General features: G+C 72.8%; 19 protein-coding genes. 14 read left to right on the forward strand and 5 right to left on the reverse strand.

Annotated elements, in window-relative coordinates:
* Nucleotides 1-110: 110 nt before the first annotated feature.
* Nucleotides 111-404: an iron-sulfur cluster biosynthesis protein gene (locus tag ABD987_RS09375; RefSeq protein WP_345389895.1), complete on the forward strand. Its 294-nt coding sequence runs from the start codon at nt 111-113 to the stop codon at nt 402-404.
* Between the two features lie 89 nt (nt 405-493).
* On the opposite strand, the gene ABD987_RS09380 is transcribed toward ABD987_RS09375, so the two are convergent.
* The 3 genes from ABD987_RS09380 to ABD987_RS09390 form a co-directional block, all read right to left on the reverse strand.
* Nucleotides 494-841, reverse strand: coding sequence for a hypothetical protein (locus ABD987_RS09380; protein WP_345389208.1), 348 nt, complete (start codon nt 839-841; stop codon nt 494-496).
* Nucleotides 842-938: 97 nt separating this feature from the next.
* The gene (locus ABD987_RS09385; RefSeq protein WP_345389210.1) at nt 939-2,081 is read right to left on the reverse strand and encodes a glycerate kinase; all 1,143 of its coding nucleotides are present in this window, start codon (nt 2,079-2,081) and stop codon (nt 939-941) included.
* A complete protein-coding gene (locus ABD987_RS09390; RefSeq protein ID WP_345389212.1) occupies nt 2,078-3,049 on the reverse strand; it encodes a 2-hydroxyacid dehydrogenase in 972 nt (323 codons plus the stop codon). Before ABD987_RS09390 ends, ABD987_RS09385 begins: the two co-directional genes overlap by 4 nt.
* A 150-nt stretch (nt 3,050-3,199) precedes the next feature.
* Between ABD987_RS09390 and ABD987_RS09395 the strand changes: the two genes are divergently transcribed.
* The gene (locus tag ABD987_RS09395; protein WP_345389214.1) at nt 3,200-3,700 is read left to right on the forward strand and encodes a hypothetical protein; all 501 of its coding nucleotides are present in this window, start codon (nt 3,200-3,202) and stop codon (nt 3,698-3,700) included.
* 71 nt (nt 3,701-3,771) lie between these two features.
* On the opposite strand, the gene ABD987_RS09400 is transcribed toward ABD987_RS09395, so the two are convergent.
* Nucleotides 3,772-6,372, reverse strand: coding sequence for a CHAT domain-containing protein (locus ABD987_RS09400; RefSeq protein WP_345389216.1), 2,601 nt, complete (start codon nt 6,370-6,372; stop codon nt 3,772-3,774).
* Between the two features lie 200 nt (nt 6,373-6,572).
* On the opposite strand from ABD987_RS09400, the gene ABD987_RS09405 reads away from it, so the two are divergent.
* The 10 genes from ABD987_RS09405 to ABD987_RS09450 all read left to right on the forward strand — a co-directional run bounded on the left by ABD987_RS09405 (nt 6,573) and on the right by ABD987_RS09450 (nt 14,246).
* Nucleotides 6,573-7,382, forward strand: coding sequence for a CoA transferase subunit A (locus ABD987_RS09405; protein ID WP_345389218.1), 810 nt, complete (start codon nt 6,573-6,575; stop codon nt 7,380-7,382).
* Between the two features lie 76 nt (nt 7,383-7,458).
* Nucleotides 7,459-8,211, forward strand: coding sequence for a CoA-transferase subunit beta (locus ABD987_RS09410; protein ID WP_345389220.1), 753 nt, complete (start codon nt 7,459-7,461; stop codon nt 8,209-8,211).
* Entirely contained in the window at nt 8,208-9,386 is a 1,179-nt protein-coding gene (locus ABD987_RS09415; RefSeq protein ID WP_345389222.1) for a thiolase family protein, read from the forward strand. Before ABD987_RS09410 ends, ABD987_RS09415 begins: the two co-directional genes overlap by 4 nt.
* A gap of 29 nt (nt 9,387-9,415) precedes the next feature.
* Nucleotides 9,416-10,150, forward strand: coding sequence for a protocatechuate 3,4-dioxygenase subunit beta (pcaH, locus tag ABD987_RS09420; RefSeq protein WP_345389224.1), 735 nt, complete (start codon nt 9,416-9,418; stop codon nt 10,148-10,150).
* Complete coding sequence (gene pcaG / locus ABD987_RS09425; RefSeq protein ID WP_345389226.1) at nt 10,150-10,704, forward strand: protocatechuate 3,4-dioxygenase subunit alpha; 555 nt, start codon at nt 10,150-10,152, stop codon at nt 10,702-10,704. The genes pcaH and pcaG overlap by 1 nt, the downstream gene beginning before the upstream one ends.
* Before the next feature lie 31 nt (nt 10,705-10,735).
* Entirely contained in the window at nt 10,736-11,518 is a 783-nt protein-coding gene (gene pcaD / locus ABD987_RS09430) for a 3-oxoadipate enol-lactonase (protein ID WP_345389228.1), read from the forward strand.
* 33 nt (nt 11,519-11,551) lie between these two features.
* On the forward strand, nt 11,552-11,938 hold the full coding sequence (gene pcaC / locus ABD987_RS09435; RefSeq protein WP_345389230.1) for a 4-carboxymuconolactone decarboxylase: 387 nt from the start codon (nt 11,552-11,554) through the stop codon (nt 11,936-11,938).
* A gap of 10 nt (nt 11,939-11,948) precedes the next feature.
* Nucleotides 11,949-12,761 (forward strand): IclR family transcriptional regulator domain-containing protein, encoded by an 813-nt coding sequence (locus tag ABD987_RS09440; protein WP_345389232.1) that lies wholly within the window; start codon nt 11,949-11,951, stop codon nt 12,759-12,761.
* Nucleotides 12,754-13,332 (forward strand): nucleotidyltransferase family protein, encoded by a 579-nt coding sequence (locus ABD987_RS09445; protein WP_345389234.1) that lies wholly within the window; start codon nt 12,754-12,756, stop codon nt 13,330-13,332. Before ABD987_RS09440 ends, ABD987_RS09445 begins: the two co-directional genes overlap by 8 nt.
* On the forward strand, nt 13,329-14,246 hold the full coding sequence (locus ABD987_RS09450) for an AAA family ATPase (protein ID WP_345389236.1): 918 nt from the start codon (nt 13,329-13,331) through the stop codon (nt 14,244-14,246). The genes ABD987_RS09445 and ABD987_RS09450 overlap by 4 nt, the downstream gene beginning before the upstream one ends.
* An 11-nt stretch (nt 14,247-14,257) precedes the next feature.
* Here the strand turns inward: ABD987_RS09450 and ABD987_RS09455 are convergent, their stop codons facing one another.
* The gene (locus ABD987_RS09455) at nt 14,258-15,307 is read right to left on the reverse strand and encodes a nucleoside hydrolase (protein ID WP_345389238.1); all 1,050 of its coding nucleotides are present in this window, start codon (nt 15,305-15,307) and stop codon (nt 14,258-14,260) included.
* A gap of 355 nt (nt 15,308-15,662) precedes the next feature.
* Here ABD987_RS09455 and ABD987_RS09460 point away from each other — a divergent pair, with 355 nt between their 5' ends.
* Together ABD987_RS09460 and ABD987_RS09465 are read left to right on the forward strand one after the other, a co-directional pair.
* Nucleotides 15,663-16,787 carry a vWA domain-containing protein gene (locus ABD987_RS09460; protein ID WP_345389898.1) on the forward strand — a complete coding sequence of 375 codons (1,125 nt, stop codon included), beginning with the start codon at nt 15,663-15,665 and terminating at the stop codon, nt 16,785-16,787.
* Nucleotides 16,780-17,892, forward strand: a complete 1,113-nt coding sequence (locus tag ABD987_RS09465) for an XdhC family protein (protein WP_345389240.1) — start codon at nt 16,780-16,782, stop codon at nt 17,890-17,892. Before ABD987_RS09460 ends, ABD987_RS09465 begins: the two co-directional genes overlap by 8 nt.
* Nucleotides 17,893-18,121: the final 229 nt, after the last annotated feature.

An 18,121-nucleotide genomic window follows, 5' to 3' on the forward strand; every position in this document is an offset into this window, starting at 1 on the left:
GACACGGGGTCGTGACCGGGCCGTTCGTCACTCACACTGCGCCGCGGGGTCACCGCCCCTAGCGTGGACGCCCAGTGGATTTCGACCGTAGGCGAAGGGAAGGCCGAAAATTGCTGACCGTTACTGAAGCCGCCGCCGAGGCCATTACCGCACTCACCACACAGGGAGGTGCGGAAGGCAGCGGGCTGCGCTTCGCGCTCCAGGACCAGGACGGCGAAGGGGCTCAGCTGGAATTGACCGTGGCGTCCGCGCCGCAGGACGGTGACAGTGTCCTCGGCTCCGAAGACACCGGCGCGAAGGTGTTCCTCGAACCCCAGGCCGCCGCGCTGCTGGACGACAAGGTCCTCGACGTGCAGCAGAACGACGCCGGCGACGTCGCTTTCGCCGTACTGCCGCAGCAGTGATCCCGGTGTGAACACGCTTTCCGGGCGATCGGAAAGCGTGTTCACACCGACGTGTCAGCGGGAGAGCGCTGGCACTGCCGAGCTCGCGGCTAGCAGAACCCGACCGACGGGCCGCTGCCGGTCTGGACGACCCAGCCGGTCCGGGCGTAGCCGGTGACACCCGTCGTGAGGTCGGTTATGCGCCCGAAGGCCGGAGCCGTGTTGGTGGTGCAGTAGAGCGTGACCGCGTGGTTCCGGTAGCCAAGACCCAACGTCTTGCTGCCGTCGTTCGGCGCCTCGTGGATGCGGACACCGTCGCCGTCGAAACGGGCCGGCTGAGGCCCGGCGGCCTGGGTGACGGCCGCGGGGGTGCTCGCGAGCGCGGTTCCCGGGAGCAGGATCCCGGTGGTCAGTGCCGTGGCGGCGGCGAGCACGGACAGAGCTGCTGTTTTACGCATGAATCCCCCGTCTTTCCGGTGGTGGCCGGAGCCTTTCCGGCGCGGGCCAACCCTAACCAGATCGCCGGGATGCTTGTGTGTTAATCACCAAATTTGTTTAGTTACGGCCTTCTGACCAGCTCCGGGTCAGCGTCGCGGCCTGCGCCCGGAGGTGTTCGGCGGCGTTCCGTGTCGCGTCGGCCAGGGAGGTGGCGCGGTCGACCAACGCCGCCGCGCCCGCGACACCCAGCGCCGCCAGCTGCTCGGACGAGAGCTGGACGCGTCCGGCCAGCACCAGCAGATCCGCTCCGTGCCGCGCCGCCCGCGCGGCGATCCCGGCCGGTGCCTTGCCGGAAAGGCTTTGCTCGTCAAGGGAACCCTCGCCGGTGATGACGAGATCCGCGCCCTCCAGCGCGGCGTCGACCCCGGTCAGCGCGGCGAGCAGCGCGAAACCCGACTCCACCTTCCCGCCCAGTCCCGCGATGGCCCCGGCGGCGACCCCGCCGCCGGCGCCCGCGCCCGGCACCGCGGACACGTCGGGCGCGCCCTCGGCGTGCAGTGCCTCGGCCCAGCGGCCCAGCGCGTCGTCGAGCAGTGCGACCTCGTGCGGGCCCGCGCCCTTCTGCGGTCCGAACACCGAGGCCGCCCCGTCCGGGCCCACGAGCGGGTTCGTCACGTCCGTCGCCACCGCGACCGGGACGCGGCCCAGCCGCTCGCGCACCGGGCCGAGCGCGACCGTCGCGACCCCGGCGAGCGCGCCACCACCGAGCCCGACCGGCGCGCCCGTGGCGCCGGACACCCCGGCGCCCAGTGCGGCGAGCATGCCCGCGCCGCCGTCCGTGCTCGCCGTGCCGCCGACGGTCAGCACCAGCTCGCGCGCGCCGTTCGCCAGCGCGTGCCCGAGTAGTTCGCCGACACCCCAGGTGTGCGCGGCCAGCGCCGTCGCCGTGCTCGGCTCGACGAACTCGATGCCGCAGGCCCGCGCGGACTCGACGTACGCGGTGCCGTCGAGCATCGCGTACCGCGCGTCCACCGCGTCGTCCAGCGGGCCGCGCACGCGCAGCTCCACCACGCGGGCACCGGCCGCGGCCAGCACGTCGAGGGTGCCTTCCCCGCCGTCGGCGACCGGGCAGGTCAGTACCTCCGCGCCGGGCAGGGCGTCCCGTACGCCGAGCGCGATCGACTCGGCGGCCTCGACCGCGGTGAGGCTGCCCTTGAACTTGTCCGGTGCGATCACGACGCGGGTCCTGCGGTCGTTCATGGCCGGACCTCCGTCAGCGGATCGTTCCCGGCGAGCACCGAGACCACGTTGCGGGCGGCCAGCACGGCCATCGCCGTGCGGGTCTCCACCGTCGCCGAACCCAGGTGCGGGGTCAGCACGACGTCGTCCCGCGCCAGCAGTCTTTCCTCCACCGACGGCTCCCGCTCGAACACGTCGAGCGCCGCGCCGGCGATCTCCCCCGCTTCGAGCGCGTCGGCCAGCGCGGACTCGTCGACGACCGGGCCGCGCGTGGTGTTCACCAGGTACGCGCCGGGTTTCATCGCGCGCAGCGCGGCGGCGTCGACGAGGTGCCGGGTCTCGGCGGTGAGCGGGCAGTGCAGCGACACGAGGTCGGCGCCGGCCAGCAGCTCGGGGAAGGGGACGAACTCCGCGGCGAGCGCGGATTCCACTTCGGACGGTGCCGGTTTCCTTCCGGTGTAGACGATCCGCATGCCGAACGCGGCCGCGCGCCGGGCGACCGCCCGGCCGATCTGGCCGAGCCCGACGATGCCCAGCGTCTTGCCCTGCAGACCGGACCCCAGCAGGAAACCGAGGTGGAACGACCACGGTTCACGGGCGCGGACGAGGCGTTCGCCCTCCCCGAGCCGCCGGGTGAGCGACAGGATGAGGCCGAAGGTGAGGTCCGCGGTGGCGTCGGTGAGCACGCCGGGCGTGTTGGTCACCACGACGCCGCGCCCGGCGAGCGCCGGGACGTCGATGTTGTCGTGGCCGACCGCGACGTTGGCGACGATCCGCAGCCCCGGCCCCGCCGCGTCGGCGAGTGCCCCGTCGACGCGGTCGTGGAGCATGCCGACGATCGCGGACGCGCCGGCGGTGAACTCGCGCAGTTCGCCGGGGCCGAGCGGGCGGTCGGCGGGGGAGACGCGGACCTCGCCCGCTTCGGCGAGGATTTTCACCGCTTCGTCCGGGATCCAGCGCGTCACGGCGATCAAAGGTCGGGAAGGCACCGGGACAGCCTAGTGCCAGGGGGAGACGGCGATCCCCATCGCGGGTGAGGCGGTTCCCCTCCGCGGTTGAGCCGTCGCACCCCGGTGTCCGGGGAGGGTGGGGACACGGCGGGCGGACCGCCGGAACGTGGGAGCGAAGGGGAGAACGCGATGAGGGGAACGAAACGGGCACTCGCGGCGGTGGCGCTGGCGGCCGCGGTCACCGTGGCGGGCGGGGCGGCGGCGAGCGCGGCGCCCACCCCGGCCGAACCGAGCCTGGTGGGCAGCGCGAAGCTGTATCGCGCCGACGGCCAGGACGTCCGGTTCGCCGTCGACGCGCACGGGCTCGGCCCGGAAGCGCGGGGGACGTTCCGGGTGAGTCACCGGTCCGGGAAGGACTTCGGCTGGTTCGCCGGGAGGGTGGACTGCCTGGTCGTCGGCGGGCCGGTCGCGGTGCTGACCGGGGTCGTCACGGACACGAACCTGCCCGCGCTGCGGGGACTGCGGCGCGGGATCACCGTGTACGACAACGGAAAGCACGACCGCGTCGGGTACAGCTGGGTGGTCGAGGACGGTAAGTCCGTGCCGAAGTGCCTGTCGAGCGCGCCGTTCGAAAAGGTCGAGAGCGGGGACTTCAAGGCCGTCGAGTGGTTCCCGCCCGCGGGGGCGTGACCTGGGGGAACAAGGGGGAGAAGGGGCCTCCGCGCGCGGCGGTGTCCGGGCGCGGAGGCCCCTTCACGTCTTTACGGTCCAATGTGGACGAACGAGGCCCAGAACGGCGTTGTCGCGTAACGGGATTCGGTGCGCAGTCTTCGCGTCGCCCGGTGCAGTGCGAGCGCGGTGTCGTCCGCGGTGGGGGACAGCAGGCGGTACAGTTCGCGGGTGAGCAGCCGCCTGACCTCGGTGCCGGTCGGCCACAGGCTCCCGACGACGTGCCGGTACCCGGCGAGCCGGCACGCGGCGGCGAGCGTGAGTGTCTCGTCACCGGGACCGCCGGGCAGGGTGTGCCCGGTGAGCAGGAACGCGAATTCCCCGTCCGGCTGTTCGGCGGCCAGTTCGCGCACCGTGAGCGGCCCGTCGTGCAGCGCCAGTCCGCTGCGCGAGGGGGCGGCCGGGTCGTGCTCGGTGTGGCAGGCGAAGTGTGCCCGGTGCCGGGACCGGATGGCCGCGAGCACGGCGTCGCGGGTGGCCCGGGTACCGACGAGCAGGGACGGATGCCGGGGCAGTGCCGCCAGCTCGGCGTCGACGGCGTGCCGAGGGCCCGCGCCGACGCCGAGGAACGGCCGGACCGTAGTTTCCCGCCGCGCCCGTGCGTCCAGGAGGGCGCCGAGCGTCGGGGTGTAGGAGGAGACGACGCGGTCGCAGGCATGACTCCCGTCGGCGGCGCAGCGCGCGGCGTGCAGGGGCAGCAGGGACAACGGACCGGTCGGGCACCACCAGAGCCGGGGTCCCTCCTCGCTGTGCTCGTCGAGGTCCAGCGCCTTCAGCACCGGGCCCGCGATGTGGTCCCACAGCCAGTCCAGGGTCGTCGTGACGGTCCGGTCGTGGCCTGCTCGCTCGGTTTGGCCGTCCACAAGGGACAGTGCGGTGGCCGCGGCGAGGAACGCCTCGGCCCGGTGGAAGACCTCCGGCCGGGTGACTCCCGGCAGCGGCACCACCTCGGGCGCGTCCGCGCCGGGGGCCACCAGCAGTGCCGCGCAGCCCAGCTCCGCGACGTTGACGACGACGACCGGTCCCTGCGCGGCGGCCTTGCGCAAGGACCAGAAGTCGCGGTGCCGCAGGAACCGGTCGAATCCGGGGAGGGCCCGGATCTCGCTCACCGTCTCGCGGAAATCGTCCTCGGCGCGGCGGCGGTCACGCGCGGACGCCGCGTCGTGGTTGAGCGTCGCGCAGGACTCGGCGAGCCGCCGGGCCGGTCCGGGATGACGCGCGGCGAGCTCGGCGTGCGGTCGCAGCCCGACGGCCGCGGCGAGCACCGCCGCCCGGCCCTGTTCGAGCCGGACGAGCGCTTCGGCAGGGCTGCCCCGTTCGAGCGCGACGGCGGCCGCGTCCCCGGCCGGGGACGGGATCCCGCGCGGGGAGCCGCTCAGCTTCGGCAGCAGGTCGTCGAGTGCGTGGCCGAAGGCGCGGCTCGCCTGGTCGGCGTGGCCGAGCAGGGCGCACCGCAGGCCACGGGAGTACGCGGCGCGCAGGCGGAAAGGGATGTCGTGCGCGGTGACCACCGGTTCCTCGCGGGCCGGTTCCGGCCGGTCCGGGAGCCGGGCGAGTTCGTGCCGTGCCCGCCGCCGATGTGGTTCACCGGCGGCGGGATCCGTGGTCACCTCGCTCAGGAGCGTCGTCGCGCGGTCGAGGTCGCCGGGCTGTCCGGCGTGCTTTCCGCGGTCCGCCAGCGCGAGGGCGAGCGCGATGCGGGCGGCCGGCTGGTCGTCCCGTGTCATCGGGGTGTGCGCGACGGCGGTTTCGAGGCAGCGGATGGCCTCGGCGAGGTCGCCGAGCGAGCCGAAGACCGCGAAGCGCCGATGCAACGCGGTACCCAGCGCGGTGAGGAGCCGTCCGTAGTCCGGGGAGTCCCTGCGGATCCCGGCCAAGGAATCTCGGGCCGACGCGGTGTCGCGCTCGACGTCGCCGGGGAGCGGCTCCGGAGGTTGTTGCGCCTTCTCGGCTTGCTCGCGCGTACGGGCGAGAGTGGTGAGCATCGTTTCGGGCGCTTCGCCCGGGAACATCGCGACGGCCTTTCGCATGAGCGCGACCGCCGCGCGGAGATGGTCGGGATCCCCGGTGAACTCGTGGAGGCCGGCGAACAGGACGCCGTGGTCGAACACCAGCTCCGGGGCGGGACCGCCGGTCACCGCGTCCCGCGCGTACCCGAGCAGCGCCACGGCCGTCCACAGCCCGCTTTCACGCCGGTGCCGCCCGCTCCCGGCCGCCAGGATCATCGCCGTCCCGTGCAGGATGTCCGCGACCGGCGCCGGCTCGTCCGGGTGACGGGCGAACTGGGCGCGACGGGGCTGTGGCACGCTTTCCGGCCGGATCGCGTGCACGACCGACAGCAGGGCGAGCGAAACCCGATGCTCCCATCGAGACTGTTCCTCGGACAGGAAACGGCAGCGGGCCCAGAAGTAGCAGGCGGCGAGGTAGACCGTCTCCAGATCGACGTCGGACGGGGGCACCCGGTCCGGGCCGAGCCGATGCCGCGCGGCACCGAGGAACCCGGCGATGGTTTCGAGGGTTTCCGGGGACAGCACGTCTTCGCGGCTGTCGGCGAAGAACGGGACGTGCTGGTCCGGCTCGGCCATCGCCGCTTGGACCATCCGTGCCAGCTCGGGACGCAGATGGCTGTCCATGGCGGGGCAGCGTATCCCGGTCCGGCCGGTTCCCGCGTCGGCCGAATTCAGTACAGCCGGGCGCTTTTCGTCCATTCACCGGAAGGAGGCTCGCCGGGTGTCCGGCGGCCGTGCTATGTTCAGATGCAGAACGGATGTGCGCTATCCGAACATTGCGGACGGCGGACGCCGGACCACAGACACCGGACAAGGAGCACGGGATGGCAGAGCTGCTGTCGCTGAGTGAGGCCGTGCGGCGCCTGGTGCGTGACGGGGACACCGTCGCGCTCGAGGGGTTCACGCACCTCATCCCGGTCGCGGCGGGCCACGAGATCATCCGGCAGCGCCGGCGCGATCTCACACTGGTCAGGATGACCCCGGACATCGTGTACGACCAGCTGATCGGCGCGGGCTGCGCGCGCAAGCTCGTGTTCTCCTGGGGCGGCAACCCCGGCGTCGGGTCCCTGCACCGCTTCCGCGACGCGGTCCAGCACTCCTGGCCGGTCCCGCTGGAGATCGAGGAACACAGCCACGCCGGCATGGCCAACCGGTACGTCGCGGGCGCCTCGGGGCTGCCGTTCGCGGTGCTGCGCGGATACCGCGGCACCGATCTCCCCGCCCAGACCGGCACCATCAAACCGATCACGTGTCCCTTCACCGGGGAGCAGCTGACCGCGGTGCCCGCGCTGAACCCCGACGTCTCGATCGTGCACGCCCAGCGCGCCGACCGCGCGGGCAACGTCCAGATCTGGGGCATCACCGGGGTGCAGAAGGAGGCGGTGCTGGCGGCGAAACGGTCGCTCGTCACCGTCGAGGAGGTCGTCGACGAGCTGGAACCCCGGCCGGGCGCGCTGGTGCTGCCCGCCTGGGTGGTCACCGCGGTGGCCGAGGTGCCGGGCGGGGCGAAGCCGTCCTACGCGGCCGGCTACTACGAGCGGGACAACGAGGCCTATCAGGCCTGGGACGCGATCGGCCGGGACAGGGACGCCTTCACCGGCTGGCTCACCGAGCTGACGGGGGTGACGGCATGAGCGACGCTTGCGAGCGAATCATGGACATCATGCGCCACAAGGGATTCGACACTGTGTCGCGAAGCGAGGCGATCGCATGAGCTACACGGCCGACGAGATGATGAGCGTCGCGGCGGCGCGGGCGCTCGGCAACGGCATGTCCTGCTTCGTCGGGATCGGGCTGCCGAGCACGGCGGCGAACCTGGCCCGCCGCACGCACGCCCCGAACCTGACGCTGATCTACGAATCCGGCTGTCTCGGCGCGAAACCGTCCCGGCTCCCGCTGTCGATCGGCGACGGCGAGCTGGCCGACACCGCCGACGCGGTGGTGGGCGTGCCCGAGGTGTTCAACTACTGGCTCCAGCCCGGCCGTATCGACGTCGGCTTCCTCGGCGCGGCACAGCTGGACAGGTTCGGCAACATCAACACCACGGTGATCGGTTCGGACTACCGTGATCCGAAGGTGCGGCTGCCGGGGGCCGGTGGCGCGCCGGAGATCGCCGCGTCCTGCAAGGAGGTGTTCGTCGTGCTGCGGCAGAACACCCGTGCCTTCGTCGACAAGGTCGACTTCGTCACCTCGTTCGGGCACGGCACCGGCAAGGGCGACCGCGAGCGGCTCGGCCTGCCCGGTGCGGGCCCGACGCTGGTCGTGACCGATCTCGGGCTGCTGCGGCCCGACCCGGAGACCGCCGAGCTGACCCTGACCGAGCTGCACCCCGGCGTGGAGCTCGAGCAGGCGGTGGCGGCCACCGGCTGGGCACTCAAGGTGGCGGACGACCTCGCCGTCACCCCCGCGCCCACCGATCAGGAGCTGACCCTGCTCCGCGAGCTTCGGAAGGCCGGCGCATGAGCGACGTTTTCATCCTGGACGCGGTCCGGACCCCGTTCGGCCGGTACGGCGGGGCGCTGTCCGGGGTACGCCCCGACGACCTCGCCGCCGGTGTGCTGCGCGCGCTCGCCGAGCGCACCGGCCTCGATCCGTCCACTGTGGACGAGGTGACCCTCGGTGACGCCAACGGCGCCGGCGAGGACAACCGCAACGTCGCGCGGATGGCGGCGCTGCTCGCGGGCTGGCCCACCTCGGTGCCGGGCAGCACGGTCAACCGGCTCTGCGGTTCGGGGCTGGAGGCGGTCGGCCAGGCGAGCAGGGCGATCCAGGTCGGCGACGCCTCGCTGGCGGTCGCGGGCGGCGTGGAGTCGATGAGCCGCTCGCCGCTGGTGATGCCGAAGCCGGAGAAGGCGTTCCCGAACGCCAACCAGACGCTCTACTCGACGGCGCTGGGCTGGCGGATGGTCAACCCGAAGATGCCCGAGCAGTGGACGATCTCCCTCGGGGAATCCACCGAGCGTCTCGCCGAACGGTACGGCATCGGCCGGGACGAGCAGGACGAGTTCGCCGCCCGCAGCCACCGCAACGCCGCCCGTGCCTGGGACGAGGGGTTCTACGACAACCACGTGGTCCCCGTCGAGGGTGTCGAGCTGAGCCGGGACGAGGGGATCCGGCCCGACTCCAGCGCCGGGAAGCTGGCCAAGCTCAAGCCGGTCTTCCGTCCACAAGGGACGGTCACGGCGGGCAACGCGTCCCCGCTCAACGACGGCGCCTCGGCGCTGCTGCTCGGTGACGAGGCCGCAGCCGGACGGCTCGACATCCGCCCGCTGGCCCGGATCGCGGGCCGGGGCGCGGCGGGCGTCGATCCGGACGTGTTCGGCATCGGCCCGGTCCGCGCGGCCGAGATCGCGCTGGAGCGCGCCGGGATCGGCTGGTCCGACCTGGCCGCGGTCGAGCTGAACGAGGCGTTCGCCGCGCAGTCGCTGGCCTGCCTGAAGGACTGGCCGGAGCTCGACCCGGGGATCGTGAACGTGCACGGCGGCGCGATCGCCATCGGCCACCCGCTCGGCGCCTCGGGCGGACGGATCCTCAGCACGCTCGCCCACGAGCTGCACCGCAGGGGCGGCGGCTGGGGCCTCGCCGCGATCTGCATCGGCGTCGGGCAGGGCCTCGCCGTCGTCATCGAAGGCCAGTGAACCGAATGCCCGTGAGAGGAGAGCAGGCAGTGGCCGCACCGACCGGACTCCGGCTGCCGCGTTACCGGCACGACCCGGAGGGCACCCACCCGCCGCTGGATTCCGCCGGCTATCGCTCGACGGCCCTGCGACACCCGAAACAGCCCCTCGTGGTGCTGCCGCAGCAGCTCACCGAGGTCACCGGTCCGCTGCTCGGCCCCGGCCGGATCGGCGAGTTCGACAACGACCTGACCCGTCAGCACGCCGAAGAGCCACAGGGACAGCGGATCATCGTCACCGGCAGGCTGCTCGACGGCGAGGGCCGCCCGGTGCGGAACTCACTGGTCGAGATCTGGCAGGCGAACGCCGGCGGCCGCTACCGGCACACCGGTGACCGCTGGCCCGCCCCGCTCGACCCGAACTTCGACGGCGCCGGCCGGACAGTGACCGACGGCGAGGGCCGCTACACCTTCACCACGATCAAGCCCGGCGCGTACCCCTGGAAGAACCACGACAACGCCTGGCGCCCCTCGCACATCCACTTCTCGGTGTTCGGCAGCGCGTTCACCCAGCGGCTGGTCACCCAGATGTACTTCCCGGACGATCCGCTGTTCGCCCAGGACCCGATCTTCAACTCCATCCCGGACGAGAAGGCGCGGCAGCGGATGATCGCCCGGTTCGACCTCGACCGCACCGAGGACCACTGGGCACTGGCTTTCCAGTTCGACATCGTGCTGCGGGGCCGTGAGGCCTCGGTGTTCGAGGACGAGGAGGACGAGCACTGATGGCCGAACTGCTGTCGACGCCCTCGCAGACCGTGGGTCCCTACCTGTCCATCGGGCTGCCGTGGGAGGACGGGCCCTATGTCGTGCCGGAGGGCACCCCGGGCGCGGTGTGGATCCGCGGCACCGTCTTCGACGGCGTGGGCGAGCCGATCCCGGACGCGATGATCGAGACCTGGCAGGCCGATCCCGAGGGCCGGTTCGACCACCCCGACGATCCGCGCGGGGCGGTGTCCTCCGGCTTCCGCGGCTTCGGCCGCTGCCCGACCGATCCCACCGGTGGCTACGGGATCCTCACCGTGCTCCCGGGCGCGGTGCCGGGGGCGGACGGTGCCGAGCAGGCACCGCATATCGACGTTTCGGTGTTCGCCCGCGGGCTGCTGCACCGGGTGACCACGCGGATCTACTTCGCGGACCGGGACAACACCGCCGACCCCGTACTCGCCACGGTCCCCGAGGACCGGCGGCACACCCTGATCGCGGCGAAGACGGCGGACGGCTACCGCTTCGACGTACGCCTGCAGGGTGACGACGAGACGGTGTTCTTCGCACTGTGATACTTGAGACCGCGACCTTGAGGAGGCCCAGGTGAGTGACCCGGTCCGGGTGCACAGCGTGGTGGACGGCCCCGCCGACGGCCCCGCCGTCGTACTCAGCGGTTCCCTCGGCAGTGACCACCGCATGTGGGCACCGCAGGTGGAACCGTTGGTACGGCAGGGTTTCCGGGTGATCCGGTACGACACCCGCGGGCACGGTGCCTCGCCGGTGCCGTCCGGTCCGTACACATTGGACGATCTCCTCGCCGACCTGCTCGCGCTCCTCGACGAGCAGGGCGTGGCGCGGGCGCACCTGGTCGGCCTCTCGCTGGGCGGCATGACCGGGATGTGGGCCGGGGTGCACGCCCCGGAGCGGATCGCGAGCCTGTCCCTGTGCTGCACCTCGGCCAGGCTCGGACCGCCGAGCATGTGGGCCGAGCGGGCCGGGCTGGTCCGCGCGGAGGGCACCGGCGTGGTCGCGGAAGGCGGAGTCAGCCGCTGGGTGACACCGGAGTACGCGCGGCGCAACCCCGGCGAGGCCGAGTTCCTGCGGGCGATGATCGCCGGGACCCCCGCCGAGGGCTACGCGGCGTGCTGCGAGCTGATCGAGCGGATGGACCAGGTGGACGCGCTGCCGGGGATCACCGCGCCCACGGTCGTCATCGCGGGCGCCGAGGACCCGGCGACCCCGCCCGAGCACGGCAGGCTGATCGCGGACGCCGTCCCGGGTGCCCGGCTCGAAGTCGTCGCGGGCGCGGCGCACCTGGGCAGCTACGAGCAGCCCGCCGAGTTCTCCCGGATCATCCTCGAACACCTGAAATCCGCGGAGAGCTGAAGCCGTGCGGGCCGAAACCATGAAGGGACAGCGGTGAGCGAACGTCACGAGACCGGGATGAAGGTCCGGCGCGAGGTGCTCGGCGACGAGCACGTCGATCGCGCGGTCGCGAACACCACCGAGTTCACCCGGCCGTTCCAGGACTACATCACCGAGGGCGCCTGGGGCACGGTGTGGTCCCGGGACGGGCTGGACCGGCGCACCCGCAGCGCCGTCACGCTGGCCACGCTCACCGCGCTGCACTGCCACGAGGAACTGGCCATGCACGTACGGGCCGCGGTGCGCAACGGGCTGACCGCGGCCGAGATCGGCGAGGTCCTCCTGCACACCGCGGTCTACACGGGCGCGCCCGCCGCGAACGCCGCGTTCGCCATCGCCCAGCGCACGCTCGCCGAACTCGGTGACCCCGCGGCCGGATAGGGTCACCGGCATGGACGAGGGTGAGACGGAGGTCGCCCGCGGCGCCCACCACGTGCAGTCGCTGGAGCGCGGGCTCGCCGTGATCAAGGCGTTCCATGCCGACGCGGTGGAGCTGACGCTGAGCGACGTGGCGCGCTCGACCGGCCTGACCCGTGCCGCCGCGCGCCGGTTCCTGCTCACCCTCGTGGACCTCGGTTACGTGCGCACCGACGGCAAGTACTTCTCGCTCACCGCGCGAGTACTCGAACTGGGATACGCGTACCTGTCCAGCATGTCGCTGCCGGAGGTCGCGCATCCGCACCTGGAGCGGCTTTCCGCCCAGGTGCACGAATCGAGCTCCGTGTCGGTGCTCGAAGGCACCGACATCGTGTACGTGGCCAGGGTCGCGGTGTCGCGGATCATGACCGTCAGCATCAACGTCGGCACCCGGTTCCCCGCGCACGCCACCTCGATGGGGCACGTGCTGCTGGCCGGGATGAGCGAGGCCGAGCTGGAGGCGTATCTCGCCGTCGTGCGGTTCGACAAGCTCACCGAGCGCACGGTGACCTCGGCCGGGCTGCTCCGCGCCGAACTGGCCAGGGTGCGCGCCCAGGGTTGGGCGATGGTCGACCAGGAACTGGAGGAGGGGCTCCGCTCGGTGGCCGCGCCCATCCACGACCGCCGGGGCGCGGTGATCGCGGCGGTGAACCTGTCCACCCACGCCAGCCGTACCGCCGCGGAGCGGGCCCGTACCGAGTTCGTGCCCCCGTTGCTCGACGCGGCCCGCGCGATCGAGGCCGATCTGGCCGTCGCGGCCCCCGTCCGGGCGGCCCGCGGTGGCTGAGGTCGCCGGGCTCCTGCTGGCGGCCGGGGCGGGCCGCCGGTTCGGCGGTCCGAAGGCCCTCGCGGAATTCGACGGCGAACCCTTCGTCCTGCGTTCCCTGCGCACGCTGGAAGCCGCCGGCTGCGCGCCGATCCGGGTCGTCCTCGGCGCCGCCGCCGAGCGCGTGCGCGACCTGCTGCCCGATCCGACGGTCGCGGTGCTCGCCGAGGGCTGGGAGCACGGGATGGGGGAGTCGCTGCGGGCCGGGCTCGACGTACTGGCCGAGTTGCCCGCGAACACCGTCGCCGCGCTCGTCCACCTCGTCGACCTGCCCTGGGTGAGTGCCGGGGCGGTGGCCAGGGTGGCCGCCGAAAGCGCTCCCGACGTCGTCGCCCGCGCCGCCTACGACGGCGTCCCCGGGCATCCGGTGCTGCTCGGCAGGCGGTGGTGGGCCGAGATCGCCGCCTCCGCGCGCGGCGACCGCGGCGCGCGGGACTGGCTCGCCGGGCGCGCCGAACTGCGCCTGGTGGAATGCGGTGACCTCGGCAGCGGCCGCGACGTCGACCGCCGCGACGATCTTCCCGGCGGATGACCGGCGCCGGCCGGAGCGCGCGCCTTACGATCGGGGACGTGACCGAGCCGTTCGCCGCCCCAGAAGACCTGACCGCCGCGCTGGACGCGACGGGCTACCTCGCCGACGACGGCATCGCCACCGCCGGGTTCCTGGCCCTGCGCATGCGTCGCCCGCTGTTCTGCGAGGGCGAACCCGGCACCGGAAAGACCTCCCTCGCGCTCGCGCTGGCCACCGCGCTGGACCGGCCGCTGGTCCGGCTCCAGTGCCACGAGGGCATCGACGCCGCGCAGGCACTGTACGAATGGGACTTTCCCCGTCAGCTGCTGCATCTGCGCGCGCTGGAGGCCGCGGGGGACGGCAAACTCGACGTCGAGGCGGCCGAGCGTTCGCTGTACACCGAGCGGTTCCTGCTCGCCCGGCCGTTGCTCCGGGCGCTCGGCGCACCGTGCGTGCTGCTGATCGACGAGATCGACCGCGCCGACGACGAGTTCGAGGCGTTCCTGCTGCAACTGCTCGACGAGTACGCGGTCACGATTCCCGAGTACGGCGAGGTCCGCGCCGAGCGGCCACCGCTGGTGGTGCTCACCTCCAACCGCACCCGCGAGGTGCACGACGCGCTCAAGCGCCGCTGCCTCTACCACTGGCTCGAACACCCCGAGCTGGCCCGTGAGGTGAGCATCCTGCGCCGCAGGCTCCCGGAGATCACCGAGGGGCTGGCGAAACAGGTCTCCGAGGCGGTCCATCGGCTGCGCGCCATGGAGTTGCTCAAGCCGCCCGGCGTCGCGGAATCGCTCGACTGGGCAAGGGCGTTGCTCGTGCTGGGCCGGGACGAACTGGACGTGGCGGTGGCCGCCCGCACCCTCGGCGCCGTGCTCAAGTACAGCGAGGACCTCGACCGCGTCCGCGCGAAACTCGACGCGCTGTTCGCCTGAGCACGGCCCGCTCAGCCGCCGGTGAGCATCGCGAAGTAGCCCCGCTCGTACTGGGCGAGCTCGGCGTGGTGCCCGACGCGCTGCGGCGTGCCGTCCGGAACGGTCACGGTGCGGCCCGCCGCAGCGCCGTCCTGGCGCACGGCGACCCGGTCCACCCGCTGGCGTACCGGGCTGACCCGGTCGAACACGACGGACGCGGCGAGCGTGTCCCACCAGTAGGCGCTGCCCGCCGCGATACCCGCCGCGGCGTCCGGCTGGGTGAGGATGGCGTGCACGAGCCGCGCCTCCGGTGTCCGTCCCGTGCCGAGTTTGTCCACAAAGGACTGAGTGACGGGGACGTCGTTCGTGGCGTCCAGCGGCGCGATGTCGACGCGGCCCGGCAGCCTCCCGAACACCCGCGCGGCGGACGCGGGATCCAGCCACATGTTGACCTCCTGGCTGCCGTCGAACCTCGCGGCGCCGGGGCCGTAGATGTTGCCGGGCACGGCGAACGCGCCACCCATCACCGAAAGCCGGGAGATCCGCGAGGCGACGCCGGGCACCGCGAGTGCCTTCGCGACGTTGGTGAGCGGGCCGGTGGCGATCACGACGACCGGCCGAGGTGCGGTGAGCACGGACTCGGCCAGCAGCAGCCAGGCCGGGATCGCCGACGGCCGGTCGGGCCGGTCACCGTCGCCGAGGGCCCCGGTCAGCACCCGCTCGGTCCACGCGCGCCCTTCCTGGGGCTGTGGGTTGACGCCGGCGGGGGAGCCGTCCGCGACCGGGATCCCGGGCAGCCCACAGCGTTCGAGCTCGGTCCGGACGTGGGTGAGCGCCCGGCCCGGCGTCCCCGAACCGTTGTTGGTCACGGTGACCGCGCGCAGGTCGATCCGGCCCTGTTTTTTCGCCTGGCACAGGTAAGCCAGCGTCGCGGCGTCGTCGAAGTCCATGTCGTGGTCGAAGACGACCGGCACGGCGCGACGCGCGTCGGACTCCGCGGACGCGACGGCGGGGACGGCGGTGCTCGCCGCGCACACGAGCGCGGCGGCGAGCGCCACTCGCGTGAGTCGAGGGAAGATCATGGGGGCCACCGTAGCGAGCGGGCGGCCGCGTGCGAACCCCGCTCGGTAATTGTTTTGACGCGGCGAAGGCCGGAACGTCATCCTTGTCTGGCACCGCGGAAAGCACCGCGAGAAACCGAAAGGAGGAAGCCATGCGGAAACTTCGAGCCGCCGAACGGAACACGGTTTCCTCCGTCGAATGCTGATTTCGGTTCTGGAGACCCTTTTCCGAGCTCTTCGCGCCCACCTTGCGCTACCGGGGTAGGCCGCGGCGAAGAGCGCGGTCTGCGCACCCGCCCTGGGGAGGAGCGGCGTGCGCAGACCGCACCTGATCTCCGTCCTGTGCCCGCACGCGATCGCGAGGCACAATGGACTCATGCACCCGAGTACGACGGTGGCGCCCGACCCGGTGCCCGGGTTGGCCGGTTTCGCCGCCGCGCTGCGCGAGGCGGGCGTGGCCTGCGACGCGCGCCGGGTGCAGGCGTACCTGAGCGCCGTCGCCGAGATCGACATCGCCGAGCCTGCCCGGCTGTACTGGGCGGGGCGGCTGACCCTGTGCTCGGATCCCGATGACCTTCCGCGCTACGAAGCGGCTTTCGCACGCTGGTTCGCCCTCGAACCGCCGCGTGCCGAACGCCCGAAGGCCGCGGCGCCGCCCCGGAGCACGATCGCGCCGCTGGTCACCGACCCGGGCGGGGACAGCGGAACCGGCGGTGGCCACGACGAACTGCGGGTCGCCGCCAGTTCCCAGGAGATCCTGCGGCACCGCGATCTCGCCGAGCTGACCGCGGCCGAACGCGAACACCTCCGCGCGCTGCTCGCGACGGTGCGCCCGGTGCTGCCCACCCGGCCGGCCGCCAGGAGGACGCCGTCGCGGCGCGGCGCGCTGGACGCGTCGCGAACCCTGCGTGCGATGCTCGCCACGGGCGGTGAACCCCTCCGGCTCCCGCGTGCCCGGCGCGGCACCCGGGCCCGGCGGGTCGTGCTCCTCATCGACGTTTCGGGATCGATGAGCCCGTACGCGGACGCGTTGCTGCGCTTCGCCCACGTGCTCACCCGGCACGATCCGATGGCGGTCGAAACGTTCACCCTCGGTACCCGGCTGACCCGGGTGTCGCGTCAGCTGCGTCAGCGCGACCCGGAACGCGCGATGCTCGCGGCGGGCACCGCGGTGCCCGACTTCGCCGGTGGCACCAGGCTCGGCGAGACGCTGCGGGCGTTCCTCGACCGCTGGGGGCAGCGGGGTGTCGCGCGACGCGCGGTGGTCACGGTGTTCTCCGATGGATGGGAACGGGGCGATCCGGCGTTGCTCAGGGAGCAGATGGCTCGGCTGCGCCGTCTCGCTCACGCCGTACTCTGGGTGAATCCGCACGCGGGGCGTGCGGGCTACGCCCCGGTCCAGAGCGGGATCGTGGCCGCGCTCCCGCACATCGACGGGCTGCTGGCCGGGCACAGCCTGGCCACCTTGGAACGACTGCTCGGGGAGATCGCCGATGCGTGACGTACTGGACGAGGTGTACCGCCGCTGGTCGGCGGGGGAGACGGTGGGACTCGGCACCGTCGTGGCGACGTTCTCCTCCGCCCCGCGCGCGCCGGGCGCGTCGATGGTGGTGGCACCGGACGGCACGGTCTCGGGCAGCGTGTCCGGCGGCTGTGTCGAGGGCGCGGTGTACGAACTGGCCAAGGAGGTCGTCGCCGGGCGGACCCCGGTGCTGCAGCGGTACGGCGTCACCGACGACGACGCCTTCGCGGTCGGGCTGACCTGCGGCGGGATCATCGACATCTACGTCGAGCACGTCGACCAGCGGTCCATGCCCGAACTCACCGAGGTGGTCGAGTCGGTCCGGGGCGGGGAGCCGGTCGCGGTGGTCACCGTGATCGAGCACGAGCGCGCCGGGCTCGTCGGCGAGCACATGGTGGTGTGGCCGGACCGGACGGCGGGCTCGCTCGGATCGTCCAGGATGGACGACGCGGTGGCCGACGACGCGCGTGGCCTGCTCGCCAGCGGGCGCACCGGCACCCTGCACTACGGGCCGGATGGCCAGCGCCGCGGCGAGGGCATGACCGTGTTCGTCAACTCCTTCGAGCCGCCGCCGCGGCTGCTCGTGTTCGGCGCGATCGACTTCGCCGCCGCGATGGCCAGCATGGGCGCCTACCTCGGTTACCAGGTGACGGTGTGCGACGCGCGGCCGGTGTTCGCGACCAGCAGCCGGTTCCCGCAGGCACACGAGGTGGTGGTCGACTGGCCGCACCGGTACCTGACCGCGGAGGCGGAGGCGGGCCGGGTCGACCGGCGCACCGCGATCGCGGTGCTGACCCACGATCCCAAGTTCGACGTGCCGCTGCTGGAGGTCGCGCTGCGCCTCGACGTCGGCTATGTCGGCGCGATGGGCTCGCGCAAGACCCACGACGACCGGTTCGCGCGGCTGCGGGAGGCCGGGATCACCGAAGCGGAGCTGGAACGGCTGTCCTCCCCGATCGGGCTCGACCTCGGCGCCCGCACCCCGGAGGAGACCGCGGTCTCGATCGCCGCCGAGATCATCGCGCTCCGCTGGGGCGGTGGCGGGCGGCGGCTCGCCGAGCTCACCGGCCGCATCCACGGCTGACGCGGCTCCGATTCCCCGGCGGTCATGCGCTCCAATGTGGCGTTCGGTGCGTTGGACGCACCCAATGTGGCGTTCGGTGCGTTGAGCGCACCCAATGCCACATTGGGGCGCTTGGGCCACCCACGACCGGGAGCGTCGGGCACTGACCCCATCCGGCGAAATCACCCGGGCCTCCAGTCGCGAATGCGGTTCGGTGGCTCGGGTTTTCGCTTATGTGCGGAAGAGGGCT

It is taken from the genome of Amycolatopsis samaneae (assembly GCF_039541975.1).
GTDB classification, from domain to species: domain Bacteria; phylum Actinomycetota; class Actinomycetes; order Mycobacteriales; family Pseudonocardiaceae; genus Amycolatopsis; species Amycolatopsis samaneae.